26 protein-coding genes are annotated in these 25,150 nt (G+C 68.9%); 11 read left to right on the top strand and 15 right to left on the bottom strand.

Annotated elements, in window-relative coordinates; genetic code table 11:
* The first annotated feature begins 3 nt into the window (after positions 1-3).
* Complete coding sequence (locus tag DW298_RS05920) at positions 4-750, top strand: alpha/beta hydrolase (protein WP_168429504.1); 747 nt, start codon at positions 4-6, stop codon at positions 748-750.
* Positions 751-753: 3 nt separating this feature from the next.
* On the opposite strand, the gene DW298_RS19610 is transcribed toward DW298_RS05920, so the two are convergent.
* The 10 genes from DW298_RS19610 to DW298_RS05870 form a co-directional block, all read right to left on the bottom strand.
* Positions 754-975 carry a PfkB family carbohydrate kinase gene (locus DW298_RS19610; protein WP_240745033.1) on the bottom strand — a complete coding sequence of 74 codons (222 nt, stop codon included), beginning with the start codon at positions 973-975 and terminating at the stop codon, positions 754-756.
* 668 nt (positions 976-1,643) lie between these two features.
* Positions 1,644-2,711 (bottom strand): polysaccharide deacetylase family protein, encoded by a 1,068-nt coding sequence (locus DW298_RS05910; RefSeq protein ID WP_240745028.1) that lies wholly within the window; start codon positions 2,709-2,711, stop codon positions 1,644-1,646.
* A gap of 56 nt (positions 2,712-2,767) precedes the next feature.
* The gene (locus DW298_RS05905; protein ID WP_136041532.1) at positions 2,768-3,883 is read right to left on the bottom strand and encodes an adenosine deaminase; all 1,116 of its coding nucleotides are present in this window, start codon (positions 3,881-3,883) and stop codon (positions 2,768-2,770) included.
* A gap of 50 nt (positions 3,884-3,933) precedes the next feature.
* On the bottom strand, positions 3,934-5,226 hold the full coding sequence (locus tag DW298_RS05900; RefSeq protein ID WP_136041531.1) for a thymidine phosphorylase: 1,293 nt from the start codon (positions 5,224-5,226) through the stop codon (positions 3,934-3,936).
* On the bottom strand, positions 5,223-5,642 hold the full coding sequence (locus tag DW298_RS05895; RefSeq protein WP_136041530.1) for a cytidine deaminase: 420 nt from the start codon (positions 5,640-5,642) through the stop codon (positions 5,223-5,225). Before DW298_RS05895 ends, DW298_RS05900 begins: the two co-directional genes overlap by 4 nt.
* A gap of 27 nt (positions 5,643-5,669) precedes the next feature.
* Positions 5,670-6,956: an ABC transporter permease gene (locus DW298_RS05890; RefSeq protein WP_136041529.1), complete on the bottom strand. Its 1,287-nt coding sequence runs from the start codon at positions 6,954-6,956 to the stop codon at positions 5,670-5,672.
* Positions 6,953-8,272 carry an ABC transporter permease gene (locus tag DW298_RS05885; protein WP_136041528.1) on the bottom strand — a complete coding sequence of 440 codons (1,320 nt, stop codon included), beginning with the start codon at positions 8,270-8,272 and terminating at the stop codon, positions 6,953-6,955. The genes DW298_RS05890 and DW298_RS05885 overlap by 4 nt, the downstream gene beginning before the upstream one ends.
* Positions 8,269-9,783 carry an ABC transporter ATP-binding protein gene (locus DW298_RS05880; protein WP_136041527.1) on the bottom strand — a complete coding sequence of 505 codons (1,515 nt, stop codon included), beginning with the start codon at positions 9,781-9,783 and terminating at the stop codon, positions 8,269-8,271. Before DW298_RS05880 ends, DW298_RS05885 begins: the two co-directional genes overlap by 4 nt.
* 120 nt (positions 9,784-9,903) lie before the next feature.
* A complete protein-coding gene (locus DW298_RS05875) occupies positions 9,904-11,016 on the bottom strand; it encodes a BMP family ABC transporter substrate-binding protein (protein ID WP_136041526.1) in 1,113 nt (370 codons plus the stop codon).
* A 160-nt stretch (positions 11,017-11,176) separates the two neighbouring features.
* Positions 11,177-12,292 (bottom strand): mannose-1-phosphate guanylyltransferase, encoded by a 1,116-nt coding sequence (locus DW298_RS05870; protein WP_029262556.1) that lies wholly within the window; start codon positions 12,290-12,292, stop codon positions 11,177-11,179.
* A gap of 57 nt (positions 12,293-12,349) precedes the next feature.
* Between DW298_RS05870 and DW298_RS05865 the strand changes: the two genes are divergently transcribed.
* The 7 genes from DW298_RS05865 to DW298_RS05835 all read left to right on the top strand — a co-directional run bounded on the left by DW298_RS05865 (position 12,350) and on the right by DW298_RS05835 (position 19,458).
* The gene (locus tag DW298_RS05865; RefSeq protein WP_168429503.1) at positions 12,350-13,609 is read left to right on the top strand and encodes an FG-GAP-like repeat-containing protein; all 1,260 of its coding nucleotides are present in this window, start codon (positions 12,350-12,352) and stop codon (positions 13,607-13,609) included.
* Positions 13,610-13,759: 150 nt separating this feature from the next.
* The gene (gene sdhC / locus DW298_RS05860) at positions 13,760-14,194 is read left to right on the top strand and encodes a succinate dehydrogenase, cytochrome b556 subunit (protein ID WP_074731658.1); all 435 of its coding nucleotides are present in this window, start codon (positions 13,760-13,762) and stop codon (positions 14,192-14,194) included.
* Entirely contained in the window at positions 14,194-14,640 is a 447-nt protein-coding gene (locus tag DW298_RS05855) for a succinate dehydrogenase hydrophobic membrane anchor subunit (RefSeq protein WP_136041524.1), read from the top strand. Before sdhC ends, DW298_RS05855 begins: the two co-directional genes overlap by 1 nt.
* Positions 14,641-14,658: 18 nt before the next feature.
* Positions 14,659-16,485 (top strand): succinate dehydrogenase flavoprotein subunit, encoded by a 1,827-nt coding sequence (gene sdhA, locus DW298_RS05850; RefSeq protein WP_136041523.1) that lies wholly within the window; start codon positions 14,659-14,661, stop codon positions 16,483-16,485.
* A 2-nt stretch (positions 16,486-16,487) separates the two neighbouring features.
* Complete coding sequence (locus DW298_RS05845; RefSeq protein WP_105710885.1) at positions 16,488-17,255, top strand: succinate dehydrogenase iron-sulfur subunit; 768 nt, start codon at positions 16,488-16,490, stop codon at positions 17,253-17,255.
* Positions 17,256-17,399: 144 nt separating this feature from the next.
* Positions 17,400-18,608 carry a YihY/virulence factor BrkB family protein gene (locus DW298_RS05840; protein ID WP_136041522.1) on the top strand — a complete coding sequence of 403 codons (1,209 nt, stop codon included), beginning with the start codon at positions 17,400-17,402 and terminating at the stop codon, positions 18,606-18,608.
* Positions 18,609-18,618: 10 nt separating this feature from the next.
* Entirely contained in the window at positions 18,619-19,458 is an 840-nt protein-coding gene (locus DW298_RS05835) for an exodeoxyribonuclease III (protein WP_205820272.1), read from the top strand.
* Here the strand turns inward: DW298_RS05835 and DW298_RS05830 are convergent.
* On the bottom strand, positions 19,446-20,114 hold the full coding sequence (locus tag DW298_RS05830) for a DUF4166 domain-containing protein (RefSeq protein ID WP_136041520.1): 669 nt from the start codon (positions 20,112-20,114) through the stop codon (positions 19,446-19,448). The two genes, DW298_RS05835 and DW298_RS05830, sit on opposite strands and share 13 nt — an antisense overlap.
* Positions 20,115-20,159: 45 nt before the next feature.
* Between DW298_RS05830 and trpS the strand changes: the two genes are divergently transcribed.
* Entirely contained in the window at positions 20,160-21,164 is a 1,005-nt protein-coding gene (gene trpS / locus DW298_RS05825; RefSeq protein ID WP_081859884.1) for a tryptophan--tRNA ligase, read from the top strand.
* Between the two features lie 22 nt (positions 21,165-21,186).
* A complete protein-coding gene (locus DW298_RS05820; protein WP_205820270.1) occupies positions 21,187-21,861 on the top strand; it encodes a hypothetical protein in 675 nt (224 codons plus the stop codon).
* 38 nt (positions 21,862-21,899) lie between these two features.
* Here the strand turns inward: DW298_RS05820 and pth are convergent, their stop codons facing one another.
* On the bottom strand, positions 21,900-22,481 hold the full coding sequence (gene pth, locus DW298_RS05815; protein WP_136041519.1) for an aminoacyl-tRNA hydrolase: 582 nt from the start codon (positions 22,479-22,481) through the stop codon (positions 21,900-21,902).
* Between the two features lie 100 nt (positions 22,482-22,581).
* Positions 22,582-23,193 (bottom strand): 50S ribosomal protein L25/general stress protein Ctc, encoded by a 612-nt coding sequence (locus DW298_RS05810; RefSeq protein ID WP_136041518.1) that lies wholly within the window; start codon positions 23,191-23,193, stop codon positions 22,582-22,584.
* A 223-nt stretch (positions 23,194-23,416) separates the two neighbouring features.
* Between DW298_RS05810 and DW298_RS19725 the strand changes: the two genes are divergently transcribed.
* A complete protein-coding gene (locus DW298_RS19725) occupies positions 23,417-23,542 on the top strand; it encodes a hypothetical protein (protein ID WP_275087537.1) in 126 nt (41 codons plus the stop codon).
* A 63-nt stretch (positions 23,543-23,605) separates the two neighbouring features.
* Here the strand turns inward: DW298_RS19725 and DW298_RS05805 are convergent, their stop codons facing one another.
* Together DW298_RS05805 and DW298_RS05800 are read right to left on the bottom strand one after the other, a co-directional pair.
* On the bottom strand, positions 23,606-24,103 hold the full coding sequence (locus DW298_RS05805; RefSeq protein WP_136041517.1) for a gluconokinase: 498 nt from the start codon (positions 24,101-24,103) through the stop codon (positions 23,606-23,608).
* On the bottom strand, positions 24,100-25,137 hold the full coding sequence (locus DW298_RS05800; protein ID WP_136041516.1) for an alcohol dehydrogenase catalytic domain-containing protein: 1,038 nt from the start codon (positions 25,135-25,137) through the stop codon (positions 24,100-24,102). The genes DW298_RS05805 and DW298_RS05800 overlap by 4 nt, the downstream gene beginning before the upstream one ends.
* Between the last annotated feature and the right edge of the window lie 13 nt (positions 25,138-25,150).

Below are 25,150 nucleotides of genomic sequence, written 5' to 3'. Positions count from 1 at the left end.
TCCGTGCAGAAGAAGCGTGGCCGCCGGGTCCTGAAACGAGTCCTGTGGAGTGTCGCGATCGTGCTGGTGCTGGCAGTGGTCGGCGTCCTGGCGTACACCCAGATCGGCGTCATGGCCGCGGAGCCGGAGCCCCTCGCGACCGTGCGGGAGAACCCCGCGATCACGGTCACCGACGCGGATGAGGGCATCGTGCTCGCCCCCGCCGACGGCGAGTCGGATCTCGGGCTGGTCTTCATCCCCGGCGCCAAGGTCGACCCGTGGGCCTACGCGGCCATCCTCCAGGGGCTCGCCGAGGAAGGAACCACGGTCGTGATCACGCGTCCCTGGCTGAATCTGGCCTTCTTCGATCCGCGCGGACTCGACGCCTTCACCTCCGCCGCACCCGATATCGACGTCTGGGGTGTGGGCGGGCACTCGCTGGGCGGCGTCCGCGCCTGCCAGCTCGCAGCGGATGCCGACGCGCTCGTGCTGTTCGGCTCGTACTGCGCGACCGACGTGTCGGACAGCGGTCTTCCCGTGCTCAGCATCTCCGGCAGCGAAGACGGTCTCTCCACTCCGGAGAAGATCGCCGACGCGCGGGACCTGCTGCCCGCCGACGCCGAGATGGTGGAGATCGACGGGGCGTCGCACGCGTCCTTCGGCGACTACGGCCCGCAGGCCGGCGACGGCACCCCGACGATCTCGACGGAGGAGATGCACGACGAGGTCACCCGGCTCACCGAGGAGTTCCTCGCCCCACTCTCGCCCTGAGCGTCACTCCCCCGCGTCCATGACCGCATCCAACAGCGGATGCAGGTGTCGCGAACGGAGCACGGCCGCGGCTGTCCGGGCGCCCGCCTCGAGTGCCGCACCGACTCCCGCCCCGTCCAGGCGCGCATCGAGCACACCCGCGAGGAAGGCGTCGCCCGCGCCGTTAGTGTCGATGACCTCGACGGGCACGGCAGCCACCCGATGTTCGACCCCCTCGGCATCCACGGCCACCGCCCCCTCGGCCCCGAGCGTGCACACCGCGGTGAGGCACCGGCGGCGATGCGCGCACGCAGGAACGCGACCGGGTCCGAAAGGCGATCCGCGTTGCAGAACACCGCGTCCGCCGCCGCCAGGAACGGGCGGTGGAACTCGGCCTCACCGTCGTAGTCGTGCACGTCGACCCAGATCGGGACTCCGGTCTCCCGCGCCATCGGCAGGAGCCGCAGCGGCTCGGCGGCGAGGTCGAGCACGATCGCACCCGCCTCTCCCATCCGTTCGCGCACCCAGACATCGTCCTCGCCCGCGGTGGCGTCCGGCGACGACAGGTACAGCGAGACCCGTTCGCCGGCGCGGGTCATGAGGTTCAGATGCCGCTCGGTCACCCCTTCGCCCCAGTGCACCCGGACTCCCGCGGCGTGCAGGGCGGCCCGAACCCGTTCGCCCTCCGCATCGCGTCCGGCGAGAGCATGGAGCCGCGTCGCACGCCCCAGCCCCGTGAGGCTCAGGGCCTTGCCGGCACTCGTTCCGCCGACGGTCGCCCAGGTCTCCTCAGCGAACTGCATGTGGGGCACGGGCTCGGGAAGTCGGTCGAGCACGACGATCGTGTTCCACGACGCGGGACCGGCGATGAAGACGGAGTCGGGCATGCGACCATCCTGCCGCCTCGACGACGGTCAGCCGATGCGCGACACCAGGGCGTCCAGTCCCATGCCGTAGTCGATGCGCACGACGGGGAGGGCGAGCTTGTCGGTGCCGATCGTCACGAACCCGGGCTCGATCGTCCGTGCCATCTCGTAGCCGGCCTGCGTGACGCCCTGCTTGGCGGTGTCGTCGTAGTGCCCGAAGGGATAGGCGATGACTTCGCGAACGCCCAGGGTGTCGCCGGAGACGTTCAGGTCGGCGGCGATCTGATCCGCGGTCCAGTTGACCATCAGGCCGTCGCCGTTGTCGCCCGCCTTGTGCATGTCGTGCGTGTGCGAGCGGCGCAGCACGTGGATCGACGGCGGCGGGTCCGACCGGTAGGCGGTCACCATGAAGGAGGTCGCGAGCAGCTTGTGCGCCGCCACCACGGGTGCCCCGAGGTCGAACCAGGTCTGGTCGGCATCGTCGTCGGTGATGATCACGCTCCGCGCGGGCAGCGAGAGCCGGCCGTCGATGAAGGCGCTCAGCTCATCCCAGGTGGGCAGGTAGAAGCCCGTCGTCGCGATGTGGTTCATGTGCGCGTCGAAGTCGCCGATGTAGGCGTAGTTGCCGCGCAGCCAGCCGGACTCCCCCTCGGGATCCGCCGTGAACTGGTGGTACATGAGGATCGGGACCTGCACGCCCTCGGCGGTGTTCTGCTCCGGCGTCTTCCACGCGGCGAAGAGCTCGACCTGCTGCTGGTCGCAGACCACGGGGTCCGCGCCGTTCACCCGGGCGGCGACCGTGTAGGCCGCGGCGTCCGTCGCCGTCGGGTACCAGCCGGCGAACACGCGGCCGGCGAGGGCCGGGATCGGGAGCGCCTGGTACAGGCCGTCCTGCCGCTGCAGCTGCGGGTCTGTCGGAGCCCCCTCGCCGGTGAACGTCACCGCACAGGCCAGCGGATCGGCGGCATCCGCGATGAGCTGCTCCGCGGGAGTCAGCGGCGGCGGCGTCACCACCGGTGCCGGCGTCCGTGACGGCTTCGCTTCGGCCTCGGCCTCGGCCGGCGCATGGTTCAGCCAGACGTACGCCGTGAAACCGCCGCCCACGACGACGATCACCGCAGCGATGATGATTCCTGCGACGCCCCCGCGCCGTCTCCCCCCGGAGGCCACGGTCAGATGTCGAATCCCTCGGCGATCAACTCGACGAGCTCCTCCCGCTCCTCGACGGGGAGGAACGCGGCAGCAGCCGCATTGAACTGGAACGTCTCGAGATCGTCGAGGTCGTACTCGAAGGTCTCGACGAGCAGGGCGAGCTCGCGGGTCAGCGAAGTGGCGCTCATCGTGCGGTTGTCGACGTTCACCGTCACCGAGAACCCGAGCTGATACAGCAGGTCGAACGGGTGGTCGGCCAGAGTGTCGCCCCACGCGGCGATCGCGCCGGTCTGCAGGTTCGACGACGGCGAGAGTTCGAGCGGGATCTCGCGGTCGCGCACCCAGCGGGCCAGGTCGCCGAACTGCACCTGCACCTCGTCGCCCTCCTGCGTGACGACCTGGAGGTCTTCGGCGATGCGTACGCCGTGGCCGAGACGCAGCGCGCGACCGTCGATGAGCGCCGAGCGGATCGACGCGAGTCCTGCGGCCTCGCCCGCGTGCACGGTCACCGGGAAGAAGTTGTCGGCGAGGTAGTCGAAGGCGGCACGGTGGTTCGACGGCGGGAAGCCGTCTTCCGGGCCGGCGATGTCGAAGCCGACGGCACCGCGACCGCGGAAGTCGACCGCGAGCTCCGCGATCTCCCGTGCCCGGTCGGTGTGCCGCATGGCGGTGATGAGCTGGCCGACGCGGATGCTGCGTCCGTCGCGATCCGCCCCATCCTCGCCCTCCTCGATGCCCTGCTGCACGGCTTCGACGGTCTGCTCGAGCGTGAGGCCGCGCGCCTGGTGCTGTTCCGGGGCCCAGCGCACCTCGCCGTAGACCACGCCGTCGGCTGCGAGGTCCTGGACGAACTCGCGCGCGACACGGGTGAGCCCCTCCTGGGTCTGCATGACGGCGGTCGTCAGGTCGAACGTCATGAGGTACTCGACCAGCGAACCGGAATCGCTCTGCTTCGCGAACCACCTGCCGAGGGCGGCGGGGTCGGACTCCGGCACCTCGAGGCCGATGGAGTCCGCGAGCTCGAGGATCGTCGAGGGGCGTAGAGCGCCGTCGAGGTGGTCGTGCAGCGACACCTTCGGGAGGCTCCGCAGGGAAACGCCCTGCAGCGTGACGTCGCCGTTCGCATCGATCGACATGGTGATCCTCTCGGTCGCGGATGTGCTCAGTTCAGGCTAGCGGTCGCGACTCACGCCGTGATGCGCTCGCGCACGATCGGACCGGTGGCCGGAGCCTCGTCGCCGATCTCCCACGAGCCGTCGAGGGCTTCCAGAGCACGACCGAATCGGGCGTCGTCGGCCGCGGACAGCGTGAACAGCGGCTGCCCCGCGACGACGCGGTCACCGGGCTTGGCGTGCAGGTCGATCCCCGCCTCGAAGATCACCGGATCCTCGGCCCTGGCGCGCCCGGCTCCGAGCCGCCAGGCGGCGATGCCGAACGGCAGTGCATCCATGCGCGTGATCACGCCATCCGCCGGAGCCGTCACGACATGCGTCTCCCGCGCAGTCGGCAGCACCGCGTCGGGGTCGCCGTCCTGTGCGCGGATCATCGCCTTCCAGCTGTCCATCGCGCGGCCGTCGTCGAGCGCGGCCTCCACGTCGGCATCCGGCTGTCCGGCGAGGGCGAGCATCTCCCGCGCCAGGGCGAGGGTCAGTTCCCGGACGTCGGAGGGGCCGCCGCCGGCGAGGATCTCGACCGATTCGCGGACCTCGTTGGCATTGCCGATCGCGAGTCCGAGCGGCACGTTCATGTCGGTGAGCAGCGCGGTGGTCGCCACTCCGGAATCGGTGCCGAGCGCGACCATCGTCCGCGCGAGCTCGCGGGCGCGGTCGATGTCCTGCATGAAGGCGCCGGATCCGAACTTCACGTCGAGCACGAGCGCGTCGGTGCCCTCGGCGATCTTCTTCGACATGATGCTCGACGCGATCAGTGGAATCGCCTCGACCGTGCCGGTGACGTCGCGGAGGGCGTACAGCTTCTTGTCGGCAGGAGCGAGGCCCGAACCCGCGGCGCAGATGACCGCGCCGACGTCGCCCTGCATCTGCGCGAACATCTCCTCGTTGCTGAGCGCTGCACGCCAGCCGGGGATCGACTCGAGCTTGTCGAGCGTGCCGCCGGTGTGACCGAGTCCGCGGCCGCTGAGCTGCGGAACGGCGACGCCGAAAGAGGCGACCAGCGGGGCGAGCGGCAGGGTGATCTTGTCGCCGACGCCGCCGGTGGAGTGCTTGTCGACGGTCTTCTTGCCGAGGGAGGCGAAGCTCATCCGCTCCCCCGACGCGATCATCGCATCGGTCAGCACGCGGATCTCATCGCGCTCCATCCCGCGCTGGAAGATCGCCATCGCGAACGAGGCCATCTGCGCGTCGGAGACGTAACCGCGGGTGTACGCGTCGACCATCCAACGCAACGCCGCCTCGGGGACCGCACCGCCGTCGCGCTTGGCGCGGATGACGTCCACCGCGTCGAAGGGCTCAACCGTCATCGTGCTTCTCCTTCTGGTCCCTGAGCCTGTCGAAGGGCGCGCGGCCCGAACGCATCGGGCAGCACCTCGTCGATCGTGCGGATGCCGGAGACCGTCTCCAGGAGCATGCCCGGCATCGCGTGCTCGAACAGCAGCTGCCGGCAGCGACCGCACGGCATGATCGTCTGTCCGTCGTTGTTCACGCACACGAACGCGACGAGCTGGCCGCCGCCGGACATGTGCAGGTCGCCGACGAGGGCGCACTCCGCGCAGAGCGTCACGCCGTAGGAGGCGTTCTCGACGTTGCAGCCGGCGACGATGCGCCCGTCGCCGACGAGAGCGGCCGCCCCCACGCGATAGCGCGAGTACGGCGCATACGCCTTCGTCATGGCATCCGTGGCGACCTGGCGCAGCTCGTCCCAGTCGATGTCCGTCATTGCGATGCTTCCCTCTTCCTGATCGGGCTAGGACTTGATGTAGGGCTTGCCGTCGGCAGCCGGCGCCTTGATCTGCCCGGCGAATCCGGCGACCGCGAGCAGCGTGACCAGGTACGGCAGCATGAGCATGAACTCGCCGGGGATCGGCGTCTTCAGGATCGACAGCAGGTTCTGCAGGTTGGTCGCGAAGCCGAACAGCAGCGCGGCCAGCGTGGCGCGGATCGGGTCCCAGCGGCCGAAGATCACGGCGGCGAGGGCGATGAAGCCGAGCCCAGCCGTCATGTCCTTGCCGAATTGCGGCACCGAGACGAGCGTGAAGTACGCACCACCCATACCGGCGATCGCACCCGCGAGCAGCACGTTCCAGAACCGGGTCGGGTTCACCTTGATGCCGACGGTGTCGGCGGCCTGCGGGTGCTCGCCGACGGCACGAAGCCGCAGACCCCAGCGGGTGCGGTACAGCCCCCACGCCACCACGGCGACGGTGATGAACATCAGGTACCCGATGAACGTCTGGTTGAACAGCACCGGTCCGATGATCGGGATGTCGCTGAGCACCGGGATCTCGACGCGCGGGAACCGGACCGGAGTGTTCAGGGTCGTCTCGTTCGGTGCGAGCAGCGCCCCGTAGAGGAAGCCGGTGAGGCCCGTGACCAGCACGTTGAGCACGACACCGACGATCACCTGCTCGACGAGGTACTTGATCGCGAACGCGGCCAGCACGCTGGCCACCAACACGCCGCCCACCATCGCGCCGATCAGACCCACGAACGGGTTACCGGTGATGCTCGAGAGCAGCGCGGCGGAGAAGGCGCCGAGCAGGAGCTGACCCTCGATCGCGACGTTCACGACACCGGCACGCTCGCCGATGACGCCGCCCAGAGCACCGAACACGAGCGGCACCGACAGCGACACCGCTCCGAACAGCAGGCTCGTGACGGGCACGAGTCCCCCGGCGGACGCCCAGACGAGGAAGGCGAAGACGGCGAGCACGCCGTAGGCGACCACGAGCCACAGCGAGGGCTTGCGGTAGGTCCATGCCCGGAGGAAGGCTCCGACCGTGAGGACCACCAGGATGCCGAACACCACCCAGAAGGTCGAGGCGGTCGGCAGGGCCACGTCGGGCAGCGAGAGCGCCGAGGACTGGTCGGAGAGTCGGAAGGTGCTGGTGCCCGTCCGCGGCACCGCGAGGAACAGCAGCGCCAGCAGCGCGGTCGCCGCGGCGAGGACGATCGGCGCCTTGAGGTGCCGCTCCTTGACCGTCGCGAGCTGCACCGTGCCGTCGGCGGCCTGGGTCTGAACGAGGGACATCATGCCATCACCGCCTTCTTCGCGGCCTTGGCTCTGGCCTTGGCCGCCTTCTCCGCATCGGTCTTCGGAAGGAAGAACACCGTGCGCAGCAGCGGCGGCGCCGCGATGAACAGCACCACGAGGGACTGCACCACGAGCACGATGTCGACCGGGATGTCCTGCGCCTGCATCGAGAACGAGCCCGCCTTGAGCGCCCCGAACAGGATGCCGGCCGCGAACGTACCCCAGGCACGGCTGCGTCCGAGGAGCGCGACCGTGATCGCGTCGAAGCCGATGCCGGCGTCGATCGTCTCGGTGACGCCGGTGGTGACGGCGCCCTGGATCTGGTTCATGCCGGCGAGACCCGCCAGTCCCCCGGCGAAGAGCATGGCGTAGACGTAGATGCGCTGCACGCTGATACCGGCGGCGCGCGCGGCATGCGGGTTCTCACCCACGGCGCGCATCCGCATGCCGAGCGACGACCGCTCGATGAGCCACCAGACGAACAGGGTCGCCACGATCACGATCACGAAGCCGAGATCGAGGAGGGGGAACTGCGGGCCGAGCAGGGTCGGGAACTGCGCGCTCTGCGGCGTCGCCGAGCCGAGGGCCTGGTTGGTGCCCGGCTTCTGCAGCAGGCCCGGCGTGCGGATCATCCACAGCAGCAGGTAGTACGCGATGTAGTTGAGCATGATCGTGAGGATCACCTCGTGCGCACCGGTGCGCGCCTTGATGAGTCCCGCGATGGCGCCCCAGAGCGCACCGCCGGCGATGCCGGCGATCAGCGTGACGGGGATGTGCAGCCAGATCGGCAGATCGAGGGAGAACGTCAGCAGCGCCGCGACCGCGACACCGATGAGCATCTGACCACGGGCACCGATGTTGAACAGGCCGACGCGGAATGCGAGCGCGACACCGAGGCCGGCCGCGATCAGCGGTGCCGCGAAGCCGAGGGTGTTCGTCAGCGGGCGGATCTGAGCCGCGAAGTCCGCGCCGCGGGCGTTGAAGATCGCCCCGCGGAAGAGCGCCTCGTAGCCGTTGTACACCGCGTTCCAGGCGGCGACGAAGGTGTCGCCCGGCTGCGCGAAGAAGTACACGGAAGCCGTCTGCACGTCTTCGTTCGTGAAGGCGATGAGGATGCCGCCCACGATGAGAGCCAGGACGATCGCGAGGATCGTGGTGACGGCGTTGCCGCGGAGGATCTCCTTGAGGATGACGTTCCCGCGCGGAGGCGGTGGCACGTCGGAGGGGTCGCGCGGGACGGTGCCGGTGCTCGTCGCGAGCTCCTGCGGCGGGATCCCCTTGGTCACATCTCCTGCGCCGGGCGTCGCTCCGCTCACGCGGCCACCTCCCCTTCGGCCGCTCCGGCCATCATGAGTCCGAGTGTCTCCCGAGGCGTGTCGCCGGGGACGATGCCGACGATGGTGCCGCGGTACATGACGGCGATCCGGTCGGCGAGAGCTGCGACCTCGTCGAGCTCCGTGGAGACGACGATCACGGGGATTCCCGCATCGCGCGTCTCGATGATGCGCTTGTGGATGAACTCGATCGAGCCGACGTCCACGCCGCGGGTCGGCTGCGCGGCGACGAGGAGCCGCAGGTCACGGCTCATCTCCCGGGCGATGACGACCTTCTGCTGGTTGCCGCCCGACAGCGTGCCCGCCGGAGTCTCCGGCCCCTGGGTGCGGATGTCGTACTCGGTGATGCGGGCGCGGGCGAACTCGTCGAGTGCCGAACGGCGAAGCGTACCGGCACGGCTGAAAGCCGGATCGTCCGAGCGGTCGAGGATGAGGTTCTCCGCGACCGAGAAGCCGGCGACCAGGCCGTCCTCCGTCCGGTCTTCCGGGACGAAGCCGACACCGGCGTCGAGGATGGCGCGCACGCTCTTGCCCACGAGCTCCTTGCCGTCGAGCACGATGCTGCCCTCGACGCGCGCGGCGAGGCCGACGATGGCCTCCACCAGCTCGGTCTGGCCGTTGCCCTGCACACCGGCGATCGCGAGGACCTCGCCCGGTCGGACGGCGAGGTCGACACCATCGACGACGATCGCGCCCGTGGGCGTGAGGACGCGCAGCCCCTTGACCTCGAAGCCGCCCTCGCCGAGACGCGGCGGGTCCTTGTGCACGGTCAGCTCGACCGCTCGGCCGACCATGAGGGAGGCGAGCTCGGCGTTGGTCGCGGCGGGAGATGCCTCGCCGACGACCTTGCCGAGGCGGACGATGGTGATCTTGTCGGCCACCTCGCGCACCTCGCGCAGCTTGTGCGTGATGAACACGATCGCCGTGCCCTCGTCGCGCAGCTGACGCATGATGTTCATCAGCTCGTCGGTCTCCTGCGGGGTGAGCACCGCCGTGGGCTCGTCGAACACGAGCACCTTCGCGTCGCGCGACAGAGCCTTGATGATCTCGACCCGCTGCTGCACGCCGACGGGCAGGTCGCCCACGAGCGCATCCGGGTCGATGTCGAAGCCGAACCGTGCCGCCACGGACCGCACGTGCTCTCGCGCCTTCGCGATGTCGAGCGTGCCGAGCGCCTTGGTCTGCTCGTGACCGAGCATCACGTTCTCGGCCACGGTGAAGACCGGGACCAGCATGAAGTGCTGGTGGACCATGCCGATCCCCGCAGCCATCGCGTCACCGGGACCGCGGAAGCGCTGCACCTCGTCATCGAGGAGGATCTCTCCCTCATCGGCCTGGTACAGGCCGTAGAGGACGTTCATGAGCGTGGACTTGCCCGCGCCGTTCTCACCGAGGAGCGCGTGGATCTCCCCCGGCTCGACCACCAGATCGATGTGGTCGTTGGCCACGAGGCTACCGAATCGCTTGGTGATGCCGCGAAGTTCGAGCTTCATATCTGCACCTTATCCAGAAGAGTTATCCAGAAGAGTCATCCAGGAGAATCATCGTCCGTCCACGGCACGGGGCGAGTGGCCGCCTGCTCACCACTCGCCCCGTGCTGGACCGGTTACGACTTACGGGGAGTTCTCGGACTCCACCGTGATGTCACCGGCGATGATCTGCTTCTGCAGTTCGGCCAGCTCGTCGACCAGGCCCTCGGGCAGGTCGCCCTCGAAGTCGCCGAAGCCGGAGAGCTTGACGCCCTCGTTCTCGAGCGTGCCGACGTACGGCGCTGCGTCGAACTCGCCGCCGGCGGCCGCGACGGTGGCGTCGTGCACGGCGACGTCGATCGCCTTCATGATCGAGACCAGCGTCATGCCGGCCACGTTCGGGTCAGCCACAGCGAGGTCGCTGTCGACGCCGAGCATCAGCGTGTCCTTGCCGCTGTCGGTGATCGCGGCAGCCGCGCTCTGGTAGACGGGGCCGCCGACCGGGAGGATGACGTCGACGCCCTGGTCGAGCACGCCCTGCGCGGTCTGCTTGGCGGTGTCGTTCGCGTCGAAGCCGCCCGTGAACGAGCCCTTCTGCGTCGCGGCATCCCAGCCGAAGACCTCGACCGCGGCCGACTTGTCCTCGTTGTACTTGTCGACGCCGAGCTGGTAGCCGTCCATGAACACGGCGACCGACGGGATCTGCATTCCGCCGAAGGTGCCGACCTTGTTCACGCCGCTCTGCGCGGACCAGGCTGCTGCGGCGTAGCCGCCGAGGTAGGCCGCCTGCGCGGTGTCGAAGACGAGGGGCTTGATGTTCGGAGCATCCGTGGTGCCGTCGAAGTCATTGTCGGCGTAGTCGTCGATGATCGCGTAGTCGATCTCGGGGTTCGCGAGCGCGGATTCGACCGTGGCGGCGGAGAGCTTGAAGCCCACCGCGACGATGAGCGAGCAGCCCTCGGAGACCGCGGTCTCGAGGTTCGGGGCGTAGTCGTTGTCGTTCGCCGACTCGAACTCGAGGGGCTTGATGCCGAGCTCGTCAGCCGCGCTGTCCATGCCCTCCTTGGCCGACTGGTTGAACGACTTGTCGTTCCAGCCGCCCGCGTCGGAGATGAGGCAGGGAAGGAAGTCGGAGTCGACCGGCTTCTCGGAGCCCTCGGGCTTGTCGGTCGGCGCCTGGCCGCAACCGGCGAGCGCGAAGATGACGCCCGCGGCGACGGTCGCGCCGAGCAGCTTCTTGGTGGTGGAGATGGTCAACTGATGCCTCCCTCAACGAAACCGCGGCCATCGCGGATCGATCAAAGTTACCTACTGTTTCGTCTTTTGCGCACGTGCGCAGTGGATGCGCTGGCCAAAGGTTACAAAGCTGAAATCAAGCCACCCGATGAGCGTGACGCCCTGCTCATCGGCGCACGCCTCAGAGCACGTCCCCGCGACCGGTGAGCTTCAGGGACTCGACCACACCCTTCACGCGCTGCGCGTGCTCCACGGTGGTGACCAGGAGCGCGTCGGGGGTGTCGACCACGACGATGTCCTGGACGCCCACCAGACTGATCACTCGCGACGTCTGGCTGACGAGGATCCCGCTCGCGCCGTCAGTGAGCACGCGCGCGTTCGGCCCGAGCACCGCGAGGTCGTTCTTGCGTCCGTTGTTGATGAGCTTGGTCAGCGAGGCGAAGTCCCCCACATCGTCCCAATCGAAATGACCGGGGACGACGGCGAGCCGTCCGCGGCGGGCGGCGGGCTCCGCCACGGCGTAGTCGATGGCGATCTTCTTCAGGCGCGGCCAGATGCGGTCGACCGCAGGACCGCGCAGCTCGCGGTCGTCCCAGGCCTCCGCGAGTTCGAGCAGCCCGGCGTGCAGCTCGGGCTCGTTCGCGGCGAGTTCGTCCAGCAGGACGCTCGCCTTCGCGATGAACATGCCCGCGTTCCACAGATAGTCGCGATCGGCGAGGTACTCCTTCGCCGTCTCCAGGTCGGGCTTCTCGACGAAGCTCTCGACGAGCGCGGCCTCGCGCGCGCCGTCGACGACCAGCTCCGGACCCTTCTTGATGTAACCGAAGCCGATCGCGGGCTCGGTGGGCGAGATGCCGATGGTGCAGATGTACCCCTCGCGGGCGACCTCGACGGCGTCGCGCACCGCGAACTCGAACACTCGGGTGCTGCGGATCACGTGGTCGGCACTGAACGACCCGATGATCACATCGGGCTCGCGCCGGTGCAGGATCGCGGCGGCGAGGCCGATCGCGGCGGCGGACTCCCGCGGCTCCGACTCCAGGAAGACGTTGAGGTCGGCGATGCCGGGCAGCTCGGCCTCGACCGCGGCGCGGTGCGCACGGCCGGTGACCACGGCGATCCGGTCGGATCCGCTGAGCGGCTCGAGCCGATCCCAGGTGTCGCGGAGCAGAGAATGGCCCGACCCCGTGAGGTCATGCAGGAACTTGGGCGCGTCCGCACGGGAGAGCGGCCAGAGCCGACTGCCGATGCCGCCGGCGGGAATCACTGCGTAGAAATCCTTGATGGGTGCGCTCACCCTGCCAGGGTAGCCGTCCGCTCCGTGGCGACCACGGGTGCCACTATGGTCGGTGCCATGCGCCACTCCCCCCTCGGACGCCCCAGCACGCGTGCCACCGCCGCAGCGCTCGCGCTTGCTCTGACCATGATGCTCGCACTTCTGGTTCCCAGCGCCGCTTCGGCAGCCGGCGGGCCCGCCGGCGAGGTCTTCGCGCAGACGAATGCGCAGCGCCTGAAGGCCGGCCTGCCCGCCCTCGTGTCAGATCCCGCGCTCGACGCCGCCGCCGCGGAGTGGGCCCGGCATCTGGCTTCGTCCTGCACCTTCGCGCACAGCTCGTCCACGTGGCGGAACACACGAGTCGCCGCTTCCGGATGGGTGGCGACCGGCGAGAACATCGCCGCGGGTCAGCCTGACGCGACAGCCGTCATGTCGAGCTGGATGAATTCCCCCGGCCACAAGGCGAACATCCTCGATCGGCGGTACACAGGGCTCGGCGTCGGCTATGCGACCGGTTCCTGCTATCGCACGTACTGGGTGCAGATCTTCGGCATCGGCACGCCACGGAAAGCGTTCAACGCAGGCGCCGGCGACCTCACCGGCGACCGTGCAGCCGATCTTCTCGCACGCTCGTCGTCGGGGGATCTCCTCATCTATGCGGGGACGGGCACCGGCAGTTTCCGACCCGCGGGCACCGCGGTGTCGAGCTGGGGTGACCGCCCGTTCGTCACCCTCGGCGACTTCTCCGGCGACGGCACCCCCGACATCGCTCGTGTCGAAGCCGACGGCAGACTGATGATGCTCTCCGGTGACGGCCGCTGGGGATTCCGAGCGCCGGTGCGGATCGGCACCGGGTGGTCGACGTTCACGCAGCTCATCGGAGGCATCGACTTCAACGGCGATAGCCGCGCCGACGTGGTCGCGCGAACGCCCGCAGGGGAGCTTCGTCTCTATCCCGGCAACGGGCGCTCCGGTTGGCTCGCCGGCGCCGGCTCCAGGATCGGCACGGGTTGGCAGGCAATGAAAGACATCACATATGCCGGCGACTTCAACGGCGACGCCCACGGAGACCTGATCGCCCGCCGTACCGACGGTACGCTCTGGCTCTATCCCACCACCGGCAGAGGCGGATGGGGCAAGGCGATGCAGATCGGGCGCGGCTGGAGTTCGCTCACGATCGTCATCGGAGCAGGCGACGTGGACGGCAACGGCACGCAGGACGTGCTGGCCCGTGACGCGAAGGGCAATCTCGTCTTGTACGGCGGCACCGGTCGCGGCGGATTCCTCGCGAGCCGGGTGATCGGCGGCGGGTGGAACACGATGCGACAGATCGGCTGAGCAGCACGGCTCGACTTAGGCTCCCCTTCGTCGCTCCCCGTCTTCGGACAGGAATAGGATGGACACCGATCGGGCGTGCCTGACTTCGACAGGCTCACACTTGCACGAGCAGCGCACGCGACCGACGCACATCGATCAGGGAGGACGACCGTGTCCACGAGCGCTCGCTTGACACCGTCGATTTCGGAAACCACTTCCAAGACCCCCCGCGGCACCCTTTATCGGGGCCGCGAAGGCATGTGGTCGTGGGTGCTTCACCGCATCACCGGAGTCGCCATCTTCTTCTTCCTGTTGGTGCACGTGCTCGACACGGCACTCATCAGGGTCTCGCCGGAGGCGTACAACGCCGTGATCGGCACGTACAAGAACCCCGTCATGGCGCTCGGCGAGGTCGTGCTCGTGGCCGGCATCGTGTTCCACGCGATGAACGGCCTGCGCATCATCGCCGTCGACTTCTGGTCGAAGGGCGCCAAGTATCAGCGGCAGCTCTTCTGGGGCGTGCTGCTGGTGTGGGGCATCATCATGGCCGGCTTCGTGCCCCGCCACCTGATGCTCGCGTTCGCCGGGTTCGGAGGGGGACACTGATGACCGCGCAGACCATCGCAGCTCCGGCTCGCCGCCGACGCGGAGTCAACCTCGAGAAGTGGGGCTGGGTCTTCATGCGCGCGTCGGGCGTCGTGCTCGTCGTGCTGATCTTCGGCCACCTCTTCGTCAACCTCATGGTCGGCGAGGGCATCCACGCCCTCGACTTCGCATTCATCGCCGGCAAGTTCGCCACGCCGTTCTGGCAGTGGTGGGACGTGCTGATGCTGTGGCTCGCCCTGATCCACGGCGCCAACGGCATGCGCACGATCGTGAACGACTACGTCACGAACACCACCGCCCGGAAGGCCCTCACCTGGGCCCTGGGGCTCGCCGCCGGCCTGCTCATCATCCTCGGCACGCTCGTCGTCTTCACGTTCGACCCGTGCCTGGGTGTGACCGAGGACAGCGTCCTGTGGACCGAATGCGCCGCCCTGGTCGGGAACTGAGAAGAAGGCTAAGAAGAAGTGACTACCGAGACGCAGGATTCCGTCGTCCGTGACGGCGTGCACTACCACCAGTTCGACATCGTGATCGTCGGTGCCGGTGGCGCCGGCATGCGGGCGGCCATCGAGGCCGGCCCCGGGGCGAAGACCGCCGTGATCTCCAAGCTGTACCCCACGCGCTCGCACACCGGTGCGGCGCAGGGCGGCATGGCGGCAGCCCTCGCGAACGTCGAAGAGGACTCCTGGGAGTGGCACACCTTCGACACCGTCAAGGGCGGCGACTACCTCGTCGACCAGGACGCGGCGGAGATCCTCGCGAAGGAGGCCATCGAGGCGGTCATCGACCTCGAGAACATGGGTCTGCCCTTCAACCGCACGCCCGAGGGCAAGATCGACCAGCGCCGCTTCGGCGGGCACACCGCGGAGCACGGCAAGACCCCGGTCCGCCGCGCCTGCTACGCCGCCGACCGCACCGGCCACATGATCCTGCAGACGCTGTTCCAGAACTGCGTCAAGCTCGGCATCAACTTCTTCAACGAGTTCTACGTGCTCGACCTGCTGACGGTGAAGGACGCCGACGGCAAGACCCAGATCGCGGGCGTCGTCGCGTACGACCTCTCCACCGGCGAGCTGCACGTGTTCCAGGCCAAGGCCGTGATCTTCGCGACCGGCGGCTTCGGAAAGATCTTCAAGACGACCTCCAACGCGCACACCCTCACGGGCGACGGCGTCGGCATCGTCTGGCGCAAGGGCCTCCCCCTCGAGGACCTGGAGTTCTTCCAGTTCCATCCGACCGGACTCGCCGGTCTTGGCATCCTCCTCACCGAGGGTGCGCGAGGCGAGGGCGCGATCCTGCGCAACGCCTCCGGCGAGCGTTTCATGGAGCGCTACGCCCCGACCATCAAGGACCTCGCCCCGCGTGACATCGTCGCCCGTTGCATGGTGCAGGAGGTCGCGGAAGGCCGCGGCGCCGGTCCACACAAGGACTACGTGCTGCTGGACTGCACGCACCTGGGCGCCGAGGTCCTCGAGACCAAGCTCCCCGACATCACGGAATTCGCCCGCACGTACCTCGGTGTCGACCCGGTCGTCGAGCCGGTCCCGGTGATGCCGACCGCGCACTACGCCATGGGCGGCATCCCGACGAACAACAACGGCGAGGTCCTGGCCGACAACGACACGGTCGTCCCCGGACTGTACGCCGCCGGCGAGTGCGCCTGCGTCTCGGTGCACGGCGCGAACCGTCTCGGCACCAACTCGCTGCTCGACATCAATGTCTTCGGAAAGCGCAGTGGCCGCAACGCCGTCGAGTACGTCAAGACGGCCGAGTTCGTCCCGCTGCCCGAGAACCCCGCCGGTTTCGTCTCCGGGATGCTCGAGGACCTGCGCAACAACCAGGGCACCGAGCGCATCGCCGTGCTGCGCAAGACGCTGCAGGACGAGATGGACAAGGGCGCTCAGGTGTTCCGCACCCACGACTCGCTGCAGCACGTGCTGGGCGTGATCGCCGAGCTGCGTGAGCGCTACAAGAACGTGCACGTCGACGACAAGGGCAAGCGGTTCAACACCGACCTGCTCGAGGCCGTCGAGCTGGGCTTCCTGCTCGACATCGCCGAGGTCGTCGTCTACGCCGCGCAGAACCGCGAGGAGAGCCGCGGCGGCCACATGCGCGACGACTTCCCGACGCGCGACGACGAGAAGTACATGAAGCACACCATGGCCTACCTCACGGGCGACCCGCACTCGTCGACCCCGAGCGACCACATCAAGCTCGACTGGAAGCCCGTCGTCTTCACGAAGAACGATCAGGGCGAGTTGAACTACCCGCCGATGGAGAGGAAGTACTGAGCATGTCGAACGCCATCGCCGAAGCACCCGCGGACACGACCGCAGAGACCGGCATCCAGTCCTTCATCGTCACGTTCAACATCCGCCGGTTCGACCCGGAGGTCGACGCGGAGCCGCACTGGGTCGACTACGACGTGGAGCTCTACTCCACCGACCGCGTCCTCGACGCGCTGCACAAGATCAAGTGGGAAGTCGACGGCTCGCTGACCTTCCGCCGCTCGTGCGCGCACGGCATCTGCGGCTCCGACGCCATGCGCATCAACGGCCGGAACCGCCTGGCCTGCAAGACGCTGATCAAGGACCTCGACATCTCGAAGCCGATCTACGTCGAGGCCATCAAGGGCCTGCCGCTCGAGAAGGACCTCGTCGTCGACATGGAGCCGTTCTTCGCCTCGTACCGCGAGGTGCAGCCGTTCCTCGTGGCCAGCTCCGTCCCGGAGAAGGGCAAGGAGCGCGTCCAGACGATCGCCGACCGCGAGATCTTCGACGACACCACCAAGTGCATCCTGTGCGCCGCGTGCACCTCGTCGTGCCCCGTGTTCTGGACCGACGGCCAGTACTTCGGCCCGGCCGCGATCGTCAACGCGCACCGCTTCATCTTCGACTCGCGTGACGACAACGCGGCCGTGCGTCTGGACATCCTCAACGACAAGGAAGGCGTGTGGCGCTGCCGCACGACCTTCAACTGCTCCGAGGCCTGCCCGCGTGGCATCGAGGTCACCAAGGCCATCGCCGAGGTCAAGCAGGCGGTTCTCCGCGGCCGTCCCTGACGCCCCGCATCAGGCCATCATCCGAGAACAGGCGGTTCCCTTCGGGGCCGCCTGTTCTCGCGTCTCCCCCTGTTCTCTCGCGCCCGGCTGCTCCCGCGAACCCGACTGCTCTCGCATCGCCCGGCGCTTGGATAGGGTGGGGACGTGTCTGAACCCGATGGCTCCGCGGCCGAGCCCGGTCGCCTCGATGCGGCCGTCGAGCGTGCGACCGCGCTGACGCAGCGCACCCTCGGCCTGTTCCCCGTGCGTGTCTGGCGACACTTCCTGCAGCACAACGGATTCCTGCTCGCTGCCGGCGTGAGCTATCAGGCGCTCTTCGCGATCTTCGCGGCGATCTACCTCGCGTTCGCCATCGCGGGCCTCTGGCTCGGCGGCAGCGAGGAGGCCGTCAACGGCCTGATCGACATGATCAACCGGTACATCCCCAATCTGATCCTCCCCGAGGGCGGCGTCTTCACGCCGGAGCAGGTGCAGGACGTCGCGGCGAGCACGGCCAACGTCCTCGGCGTCACCGGCCTGATCGCCCTCGGAACCGTCATCTGGACAGCCATCGGCTGGGTGACGTTCTCCCGGCGCGCGACCAGGGACATCTTCGGTCTTCCGCCGGACCGGCGCAGCTACGTGATCCTGAAGGCCCGTGACCTACTCGCGGCGCTGATCTTCGGCGTCTCGCTGGTGGTCGGTTCTCTCCTCAGCTCCGCCAGCGCCGCCGTGCTGAGTTGGCTGCTCAGTCTGCTCGGGTGGGATTCCGGCTCGGACGGGCTGAACCTCGGCATCCGCATCGCGACCGTCATCGTCTCTTTCGTCCTGATGTCGACCGCGCTGGCGGCGATGGTCCGCTTTCTCACGGGAACGTCGCTGGAGTGGCGGACCATCTGGCCCGGCGCCCTTCTCGGCGGGGGCGCGATGACCGTGCTCCAGTACGGAGCCGGCTTCCTCCTCAGCTACACCCCGTCGAATCCGCTGCTCGCGACGTTCGCCATCTTCATCGGCCTCCTGCTCTGGTTCCGCGTGAACGGGGTCGTGATGCTGGTGGCCTCCTCCTGGATCGCGGTCGCCGCGCAGGACCGGGACCAGCCGCTGCTCGAGCAGACCGAGGCGGAGCGCCGATTGATCGAGTACGAGACCCTGCTCACCGCGGCCCGGATCCGCGTGCGAGAGGCTCGTGAGGCCCGCGACGCCGCACCCTGGTTCGGCGCGTGGACTGCCGGACGAGCCCTGCGCGCTGCGGAGAACGAGCTCGCGGCTCTCGAGGCCTCTCCCCCGCCCCCTGTGGAATCGCCCACCCCCTTCGCGCAGCGCCTCATCGCCGACCTGCACCGACCGTCCCGGGATGTCGGCGACGCTCGTTAGGCTTGTTTCCATGCCCCATCTGCGTATCGCCACGGTCAATGTCAACGGGATCCGAGCGGCGGCTCGCAACGGGATGAGCACCTGGCTCGACGAGGCCGGGGTCGACATCCTCACGCTGCAGGAAGTTCGCGGACAGGACGAGCACCTGGAAGCCGCGCTGCCCGGCTGGTCGTTCGTCCATGACGAGGCCACCGCCAAGGGGCGAGCCGGAGTCGCCATCGCGAGCCGCACGCCGGCACTCGCCTCGCGCACCGCGTTCGGGCCGGAGGACTTCGACTCCAAGGGCCGCTGGATCGAGGCCGACTTCGTGATCGGTGATCGTCCGCTGACCGTCGTGAGCGCATATGTGCACTCCGGCGAGGCCGACACCCCGAAGCAGGACGAGAAGTGGAAGTTCCTCGACGCGTTCGGCACGCGGCTCGGCGAGCTCGGTGCCGACGGCGCACTCGCACTCGTGACCGGCGACCTCAACGTCGGGCACCGCGAGCTCGACATCAAGAACTGGCGCGGCAACCGCAAGAAGGCCGGGTTCCTGCCCCGCGAACGCGCCTACTTCGACCGCTTCCTCGGCGAGTCGGGGGCGGAGGTCACCGCCGTCGACGGCACGATCGGCACCGGCCTCGGCTGGGTCGACGTGGGCCGCCGGTTCCACGGCGAGATCGACGGCCCGTACACGTGGTGGTCGATGCGCGGTCAGGCCTTCGACAACGATTCGGGGTGGCGCATCGACTATCACCTCGCGACTCCGGCACTCGCCGAGCGCGTCACGACCTATCACGTGGCCCGCGCGGCGGCCTACGATCAGCGATGGAGCGACCACGCCCCGGTCGTCGTCGACTACTCGTACTGACGGGGCCCGGCGGCGTCTTCGGGAACCGCGGGGGAAGCCGCGTAGCGGTACCAGCCGCGGTACTCGAGGACCGTTCCGAGCACAGGACTCGTGGCCCGCATCGCTATGGTGCGACGCTTCTCGGCCTCGTCCCAGCCGTCGACGAGGTCGACATCGAGGCGCAGGATGCCGCGGAGCGTGATCCGGCGCCCGCCGATCCGCAGGGCGACCGCGCGGGAGCGCATCCGCAGCGCACCCTCCGCCGTGACGGAACACTCTTCGAGCATCTCCACCCGCCCGCAGGCCCCCAGGACGTTCTGCACGATCCCGGGGCGAGCGGTCGCCGTGAGCCGATCCGTGATGCGCTGAGTCGTGCCCGGGAACCGGAACTCCCGCGTGGTGGCCAGGGTCGCCCGCCCGGATCTCGACCGGCCGGTGACGGTGTCGATCCGGAACGGGACATCGCGGGCGAACCGCGTGACCAGCAGACCGGGGCCGACCACGGGCGACGCGAGCCCGGTGAGACGCCCGAACCGGCTGCCGGCCACGGCGAACACGCCCTCGGCACTGTCGCTCTCGGCCTCGACCCGCATCTGCGCGAGGATCTCCGGGTGCAACCGCTCCGCGTCGTCGCCGAGCGCGGCGAGGAAGACGGCACCCCTGGATTCCCGCGTCATGCGCCCATCGTAGGGGCCGCGCACGCACCCCATAGGATTGAGGGTGTGACGAAACCTCGCCTTTACTCCGGAATGCAGCCCTCCGCCGACTCCCTCCAGATCGGCAACTACATCGGCGCGCTGCTCCAGTGGCGAGACCTGCAGAGCTCCTACGATGCGTACTTCTCGGTCGTCGACCTGCACGCGCTCACGGTCGCTCAGGACCCGGCCGAGCTCCGAGAGAAGACGCGGCGCACCGCAGCGCAGTACATCGCCGCAGGTATCGAGCCGTCGCTGTCGACCCTGTACGTGCAGTCCCACGTGCGCGCGCACGCCGAGCTCGCCTGGATCCTCAGCACGATCACCGGTTTCGGCGAGGCCGGCCGGATGACCCAGTTCAAGGACAAGTCGACGCGATACGGAGCCGATGCCACCAGCGTCGGCCTGTTCACGTATCCGGTCCTCATGGCCGCCGACATCCTGCTCTACCAGACCGATGTGGTGCCGGTGGGCGACGACCAGAAGCAGCACGTCGAACTCACCCGTGATCTCGCCGAGCGCTTCAACTCCCGCTTCGGCGAGACCTTCACGGTGCCGATGCCGGTCATCCAGAAGGAGACCGCGCGCATCTACGATCTGCAGAACCCGACCGCCAAGATGTCGAAGTCGGCGGAGAGCGACGCGGGGGTCCTGTGGATGCTCGACGACCCCGCGAAGTCGGCGAAGAAGATCATGCGGGCGGTGACCGACAACGAGGGCTCCGTGCGCTTCGACCGGGAGAACAAGCCCGGCGTCTCGAACCTGCTCACGATCTACGCGGCGCTCAGCGGTCGCCAGGTCGCAGCGATCGAGGACGAGTACGCGGGTCGCGGCTACGGCGACTTCAAGAAGGGCCTCGCCGAGGTCGTCGTCAACGAGTTCGAGCCGGTGCGAGCGCGTGCGCTCGAACTGCTCGACGATCCCGCCGAACTCGACCGCATCCTGGCGGAGAACGCCGGACGCGCGGACGCCGTCGCCGACGCCACCCTGTCGAACGTGTACGACCGCGTGGGGCTCCTCCGGCGCGTCTGAGCCGCGCCCTAGGATGGGGGACGTGACTGATCCGCAGCTGCCTCCCCCTTCCGGTGCCGCGCCCTCCGCGCCGCCGGCACCGCCCGCGACGACGGTTCCGCCGGTGCCGGAAGCTCCGTTCGGCGCAGTGCCGCTTCCGGCAGCCCCCGGCTATCCCGCCGCAGCGTCGACCTATCCTGTCGCACCGCCCTACGCGACAGCGCCGAACGCGCCGGCTGCCGCGTATCCGGCAGCCCCTCCGGGCGCCTACCAGGTCCCCGTCGGCGGCTATGCCGCCCCGGCGGGCGCTTACACGGCCCCCGACACCACGGTCCGCCCCTCGGGGCTGCTCGGCACGATCTCGCTGGTCCTCGCGCTCCTCGCCGCGGTCGTCGCCCCCATCGTCGTCGGCATCGCCGCCTTCGAGATCGGACGCGTCCTCCCGCAGGGTGTCACGACGACCACGACCGAAGATCTCAGCGTGCTCTCCCCCGCGCGCGATCAGGTTCTCTGGGCCGAGCTGTCCTTCTGGATCGGCACCATCCTCGGGATCGCCGCGATCGTGCTCGGCATCGTCGCCATCGCCAAGCGCCGGGGCCGCGGCACCGGTATCGCGGCAATCGTCGTCGCCGTGCTCGGCGCGGTCATCTTCTTCACCGTGCTGGTCGCCGCTCTTGCGGCAGGCGGCGCCGCCGGCTTCGCGACCTACTCGTCCTGACGGCGCTCGCGGGGCCTCAGAAGCGGGTCAGCGCTGCGTCAGCGCGGTGCGTGGTGCTTCTGCTGCGCCGCGAGGAGTCCTTCTCCGACGAGGAGTTCGACCGCGTCGGCCGCATCGTCGATGAGGATCGGCAGGTTCGGCCGCTCCTCCTTGCCGAAGGGTGACAGCACCCAGTCGGCGGGGTCCTGGCGGCCCACCGGACGCCCGATCCCCACACGCACCCGCGGGAAGTCGGCCGATCCGAGAGCCCGGGCGATATCACGCACGCCGTTGTGGCCCCCGTGCCCTCCACCGATCTTGAGCTTGACCGTGTCGAAGGGGATGTCGAGTTCGTCGTGCACGACCACGACCTGCTCGGCGGGCACCGAGTAGAAGCGCGCCAATGCCGCCACCGGGGTGCCCGAGACGTTCATGAAGGTGTTCGGCTTGGCCAGCACGAGCTTGTCCGCGCCAGGACGCAGCCATGTCTCGACGACGCGCGCTCCGCCCTTGTGCTCGCGGAACGCTTCGCTGCGGCGCGAGGCCAGCTCGTCGACCACCATCTGCCCGATGTTGTGCCGGGTGGCCTCATATCGCGGGCCGGGGTTGCCGAGCCCCACCACGAGCCAGGTGGATGCCATGTCGTCGTCCTCTCACTCCTCGGGCCGCGAAGCCTCGGTCAGGATACGACAGAGGGGACGCGATCGGATCGCGTCCCCTCTGTGATGAATCAGCCGGAGATCACTCCGCGGCGGCCTCTTCGGCTGCCTCGGTGGCCTCGCCCTCGGCCTCGGCCTCGTCGTCCTCGGTCGGTGCGGCCGGGACGGAGATCGCGACGACGAGAACCTCGGGGTCGGAGAGCAGCGTGGAGCCCTTGGGAAGCTTCACGTCGGCACCGGTGATGTGCGCGCCCTCTTCCAGGCCCTCGACCGAGACCTCGATGTTCTGCGGGATGTGCGTGGCCTCGGCCTCGATCGACAGCGTGGTCGCGTCGAGGTTCACGATGGTGCCGGCAGCCGACTCGCCCGTGACGACGATCGGCACGTCGATGGCGACCTTCTCGCCCTTCTTCACGACGAGCAGGTCGATGTGCTCGATGATCTGGTGCACCGGGTCGCGCTGGACGTCCTTGACGAGGGCGAGCTGGCCCTTGCCCTCGATGTCGAGCTCGAGCAGCGCGTTGGCGCGACGGATGATGAGCGAGACCTGGTGGCCCGGCAGCGCGACGTGCACCGGCTCGGTGCCGTGGCCGTAGATGACGGCGGGGATCTTGCCGGCGGCGCGGAGGCGGCGGGCGAAGCCCTTGCCGAAGCTCTCGCGGAGCTCGGCCTGGACCTTGGTGTCTTCAGACATGGGGTTCTCCTTCGGGGCACGCAGCGAAGGCGCCGCGCGGTGGTCTTGGAATTGTCGAACTCGCTGACGCAGGAGGAAAGCCACCGGGCTTGCTTCGCCGCGTCGATAACGGATGAACGCGCACGCGCAGAAGCATCCCTCGCCGAGGTACAGCCTCAATGGTACCGGATGACCCGATAGGCTGAGGACACCGGTCCTTTTCTGCAGAACACGGAGAACCCCCATGCTCGACGGCGCCTTCCTCTCGCACGCAATCCTCTGGCTGATCGGCGCCATGACCGTGTGCGCCGCCGTCACGTCGTTCTTCGCGCTGTTCGCGATGGGGCGCTCGGGCTACCGCAAGGACTGACGGCGTTTCAGAAGGACTGACGGCGTTTCAGAAGGACTGACGGCGTTTCAGACCCCTGCGGTTTCAGACCGCCGTCGCCTGCACCGCATCACGGATGAGGCGCAGCTCCTCGTCCAGAGCCAGTGACGCCGAGACACGGATCCCGTTCTCATCGTCCTGCAGCGGCTCCAGGGTCTCCAGCTGCGAATCCAGCAGCGATGCAGGCATGAAGTGCTCCGCGCGCTGCGTGAGGCGCGCCTCCAGTGTGGCGCGCTCGACCACCAGCTCCACGAAGAACGCGTCTGGCGCCTCCTCGCGGATCGCGTCGCGGTACTGACGGCGCAACGCGGAGCAGGCGATGACGATCCGGTCCGCGCCGTGGAGCGCCGCTCCGACGGTGCGAAGCCACGGCATCCGGTCCCCATCGTCGAGCGGGATGCCGGCGGCCATCTTCTCGACGTTCGTCAGCGGATGCAGGTCGTCGCCGTCGATGAAGCGCGCCCCGATGCTCTCGGCGAGCGCTGCGCCCACCGTGGACTTGCCGCAGCCGCTGGGACCCATCACGACGATGCGCACGCTCATATCTCCAGGCCGAAGTCGATGAGCACCTTGCAGGAGCTCGCGGGATCGGCTGCCAGCGCGAAGGCATCGTGAGAACGCTCGACGGGCAGCACCTCGCTGATGATACCGCGGACGTCCAGGCTGCCGTCGGCGAGCGCGGCGATGACGTCGTCGAGCTCGTCGCCGAAACGGAACGAGCCGCGAAGCGTCAATTCGCGGGTGATGGCCGTGGCCAGAGGGGCCGGCACCTCTCCCCCGCGTTGCAGGCCGAGCAGCACGACGGTTCCGCCGCGGATCGCCGCCGAGACCGCGGCCGCGAGTCCGGGGACGGTGCCGCTGGATTCGAGCACGATGTCTGCGTGGAGCTCGGCGATCTCCGCCTCGGCCCTGGCATCGATCGCCCGGATGCCACGCGCCTCGGCGATCTCGCGCGGACGCTGCTGCAGGTCGGTGACGGTCACGGACGCCGCCCCGCCGCGCTGGGCGACCGAGGCGACCAGCTGACCGATCGGCCCTGCGCCGATGACGACGACTCGGCGCCCGTACACCTCGCCGGCTCGCTGCAGGGCATGCCAGGCGACGGCCGCGGGCTCGGCCAGCGCTGCGGTTCTGAGATCGAGACCCGCGGGCAGGGGATGCAGCATGCGCGTGGGCAGCGAGACCCGTCGTGCGAATGCACCCTGCGTGTGCGGCATGTGCATCGCCGAGCCGAGGTACGTCGAGGCCGGCGCGAGATTCGGCTGATCGGACGGCCAGGGCGTGCGCCCGTCGCCGTGCGCGGTCAGGGGGTGCACGGCCACCGAGGTTCCGACGGCGGGACCCGAGCCGTCCGCCGCGGCGACGGCCACGACACCCGAGACCTCATGCCCCAGGACCATCGGCTCGCGCAGCACCGAGGCCCCGGCCGCGCCGTGCCGGAAGTAGTGCAGGTCGGAGCCGCAGATTCCCCCGTAGGCGATGTCGATGACCGCCTCGTCGGTGTGGGGCGCGGGAGCGCCGATGTCTTCGATGCGCAGGTCTTCGGCGGCGTGGGCCACCACGGCGAGATTGTCCACCAGGTCTCCTCCT

Source organism: Microbacterium sp. A20, assembly GCF_004794515.1.
Lineage (GTDB): Bacteria > Actinomycetota > Actinomycetes > Actinomycetales > Microbacteriaceae > Microbacterium.
Note: the sequence above shows the minus strand (reverse complement) of the source record. Positions and strands in the feature narration are given on the sequence as shown.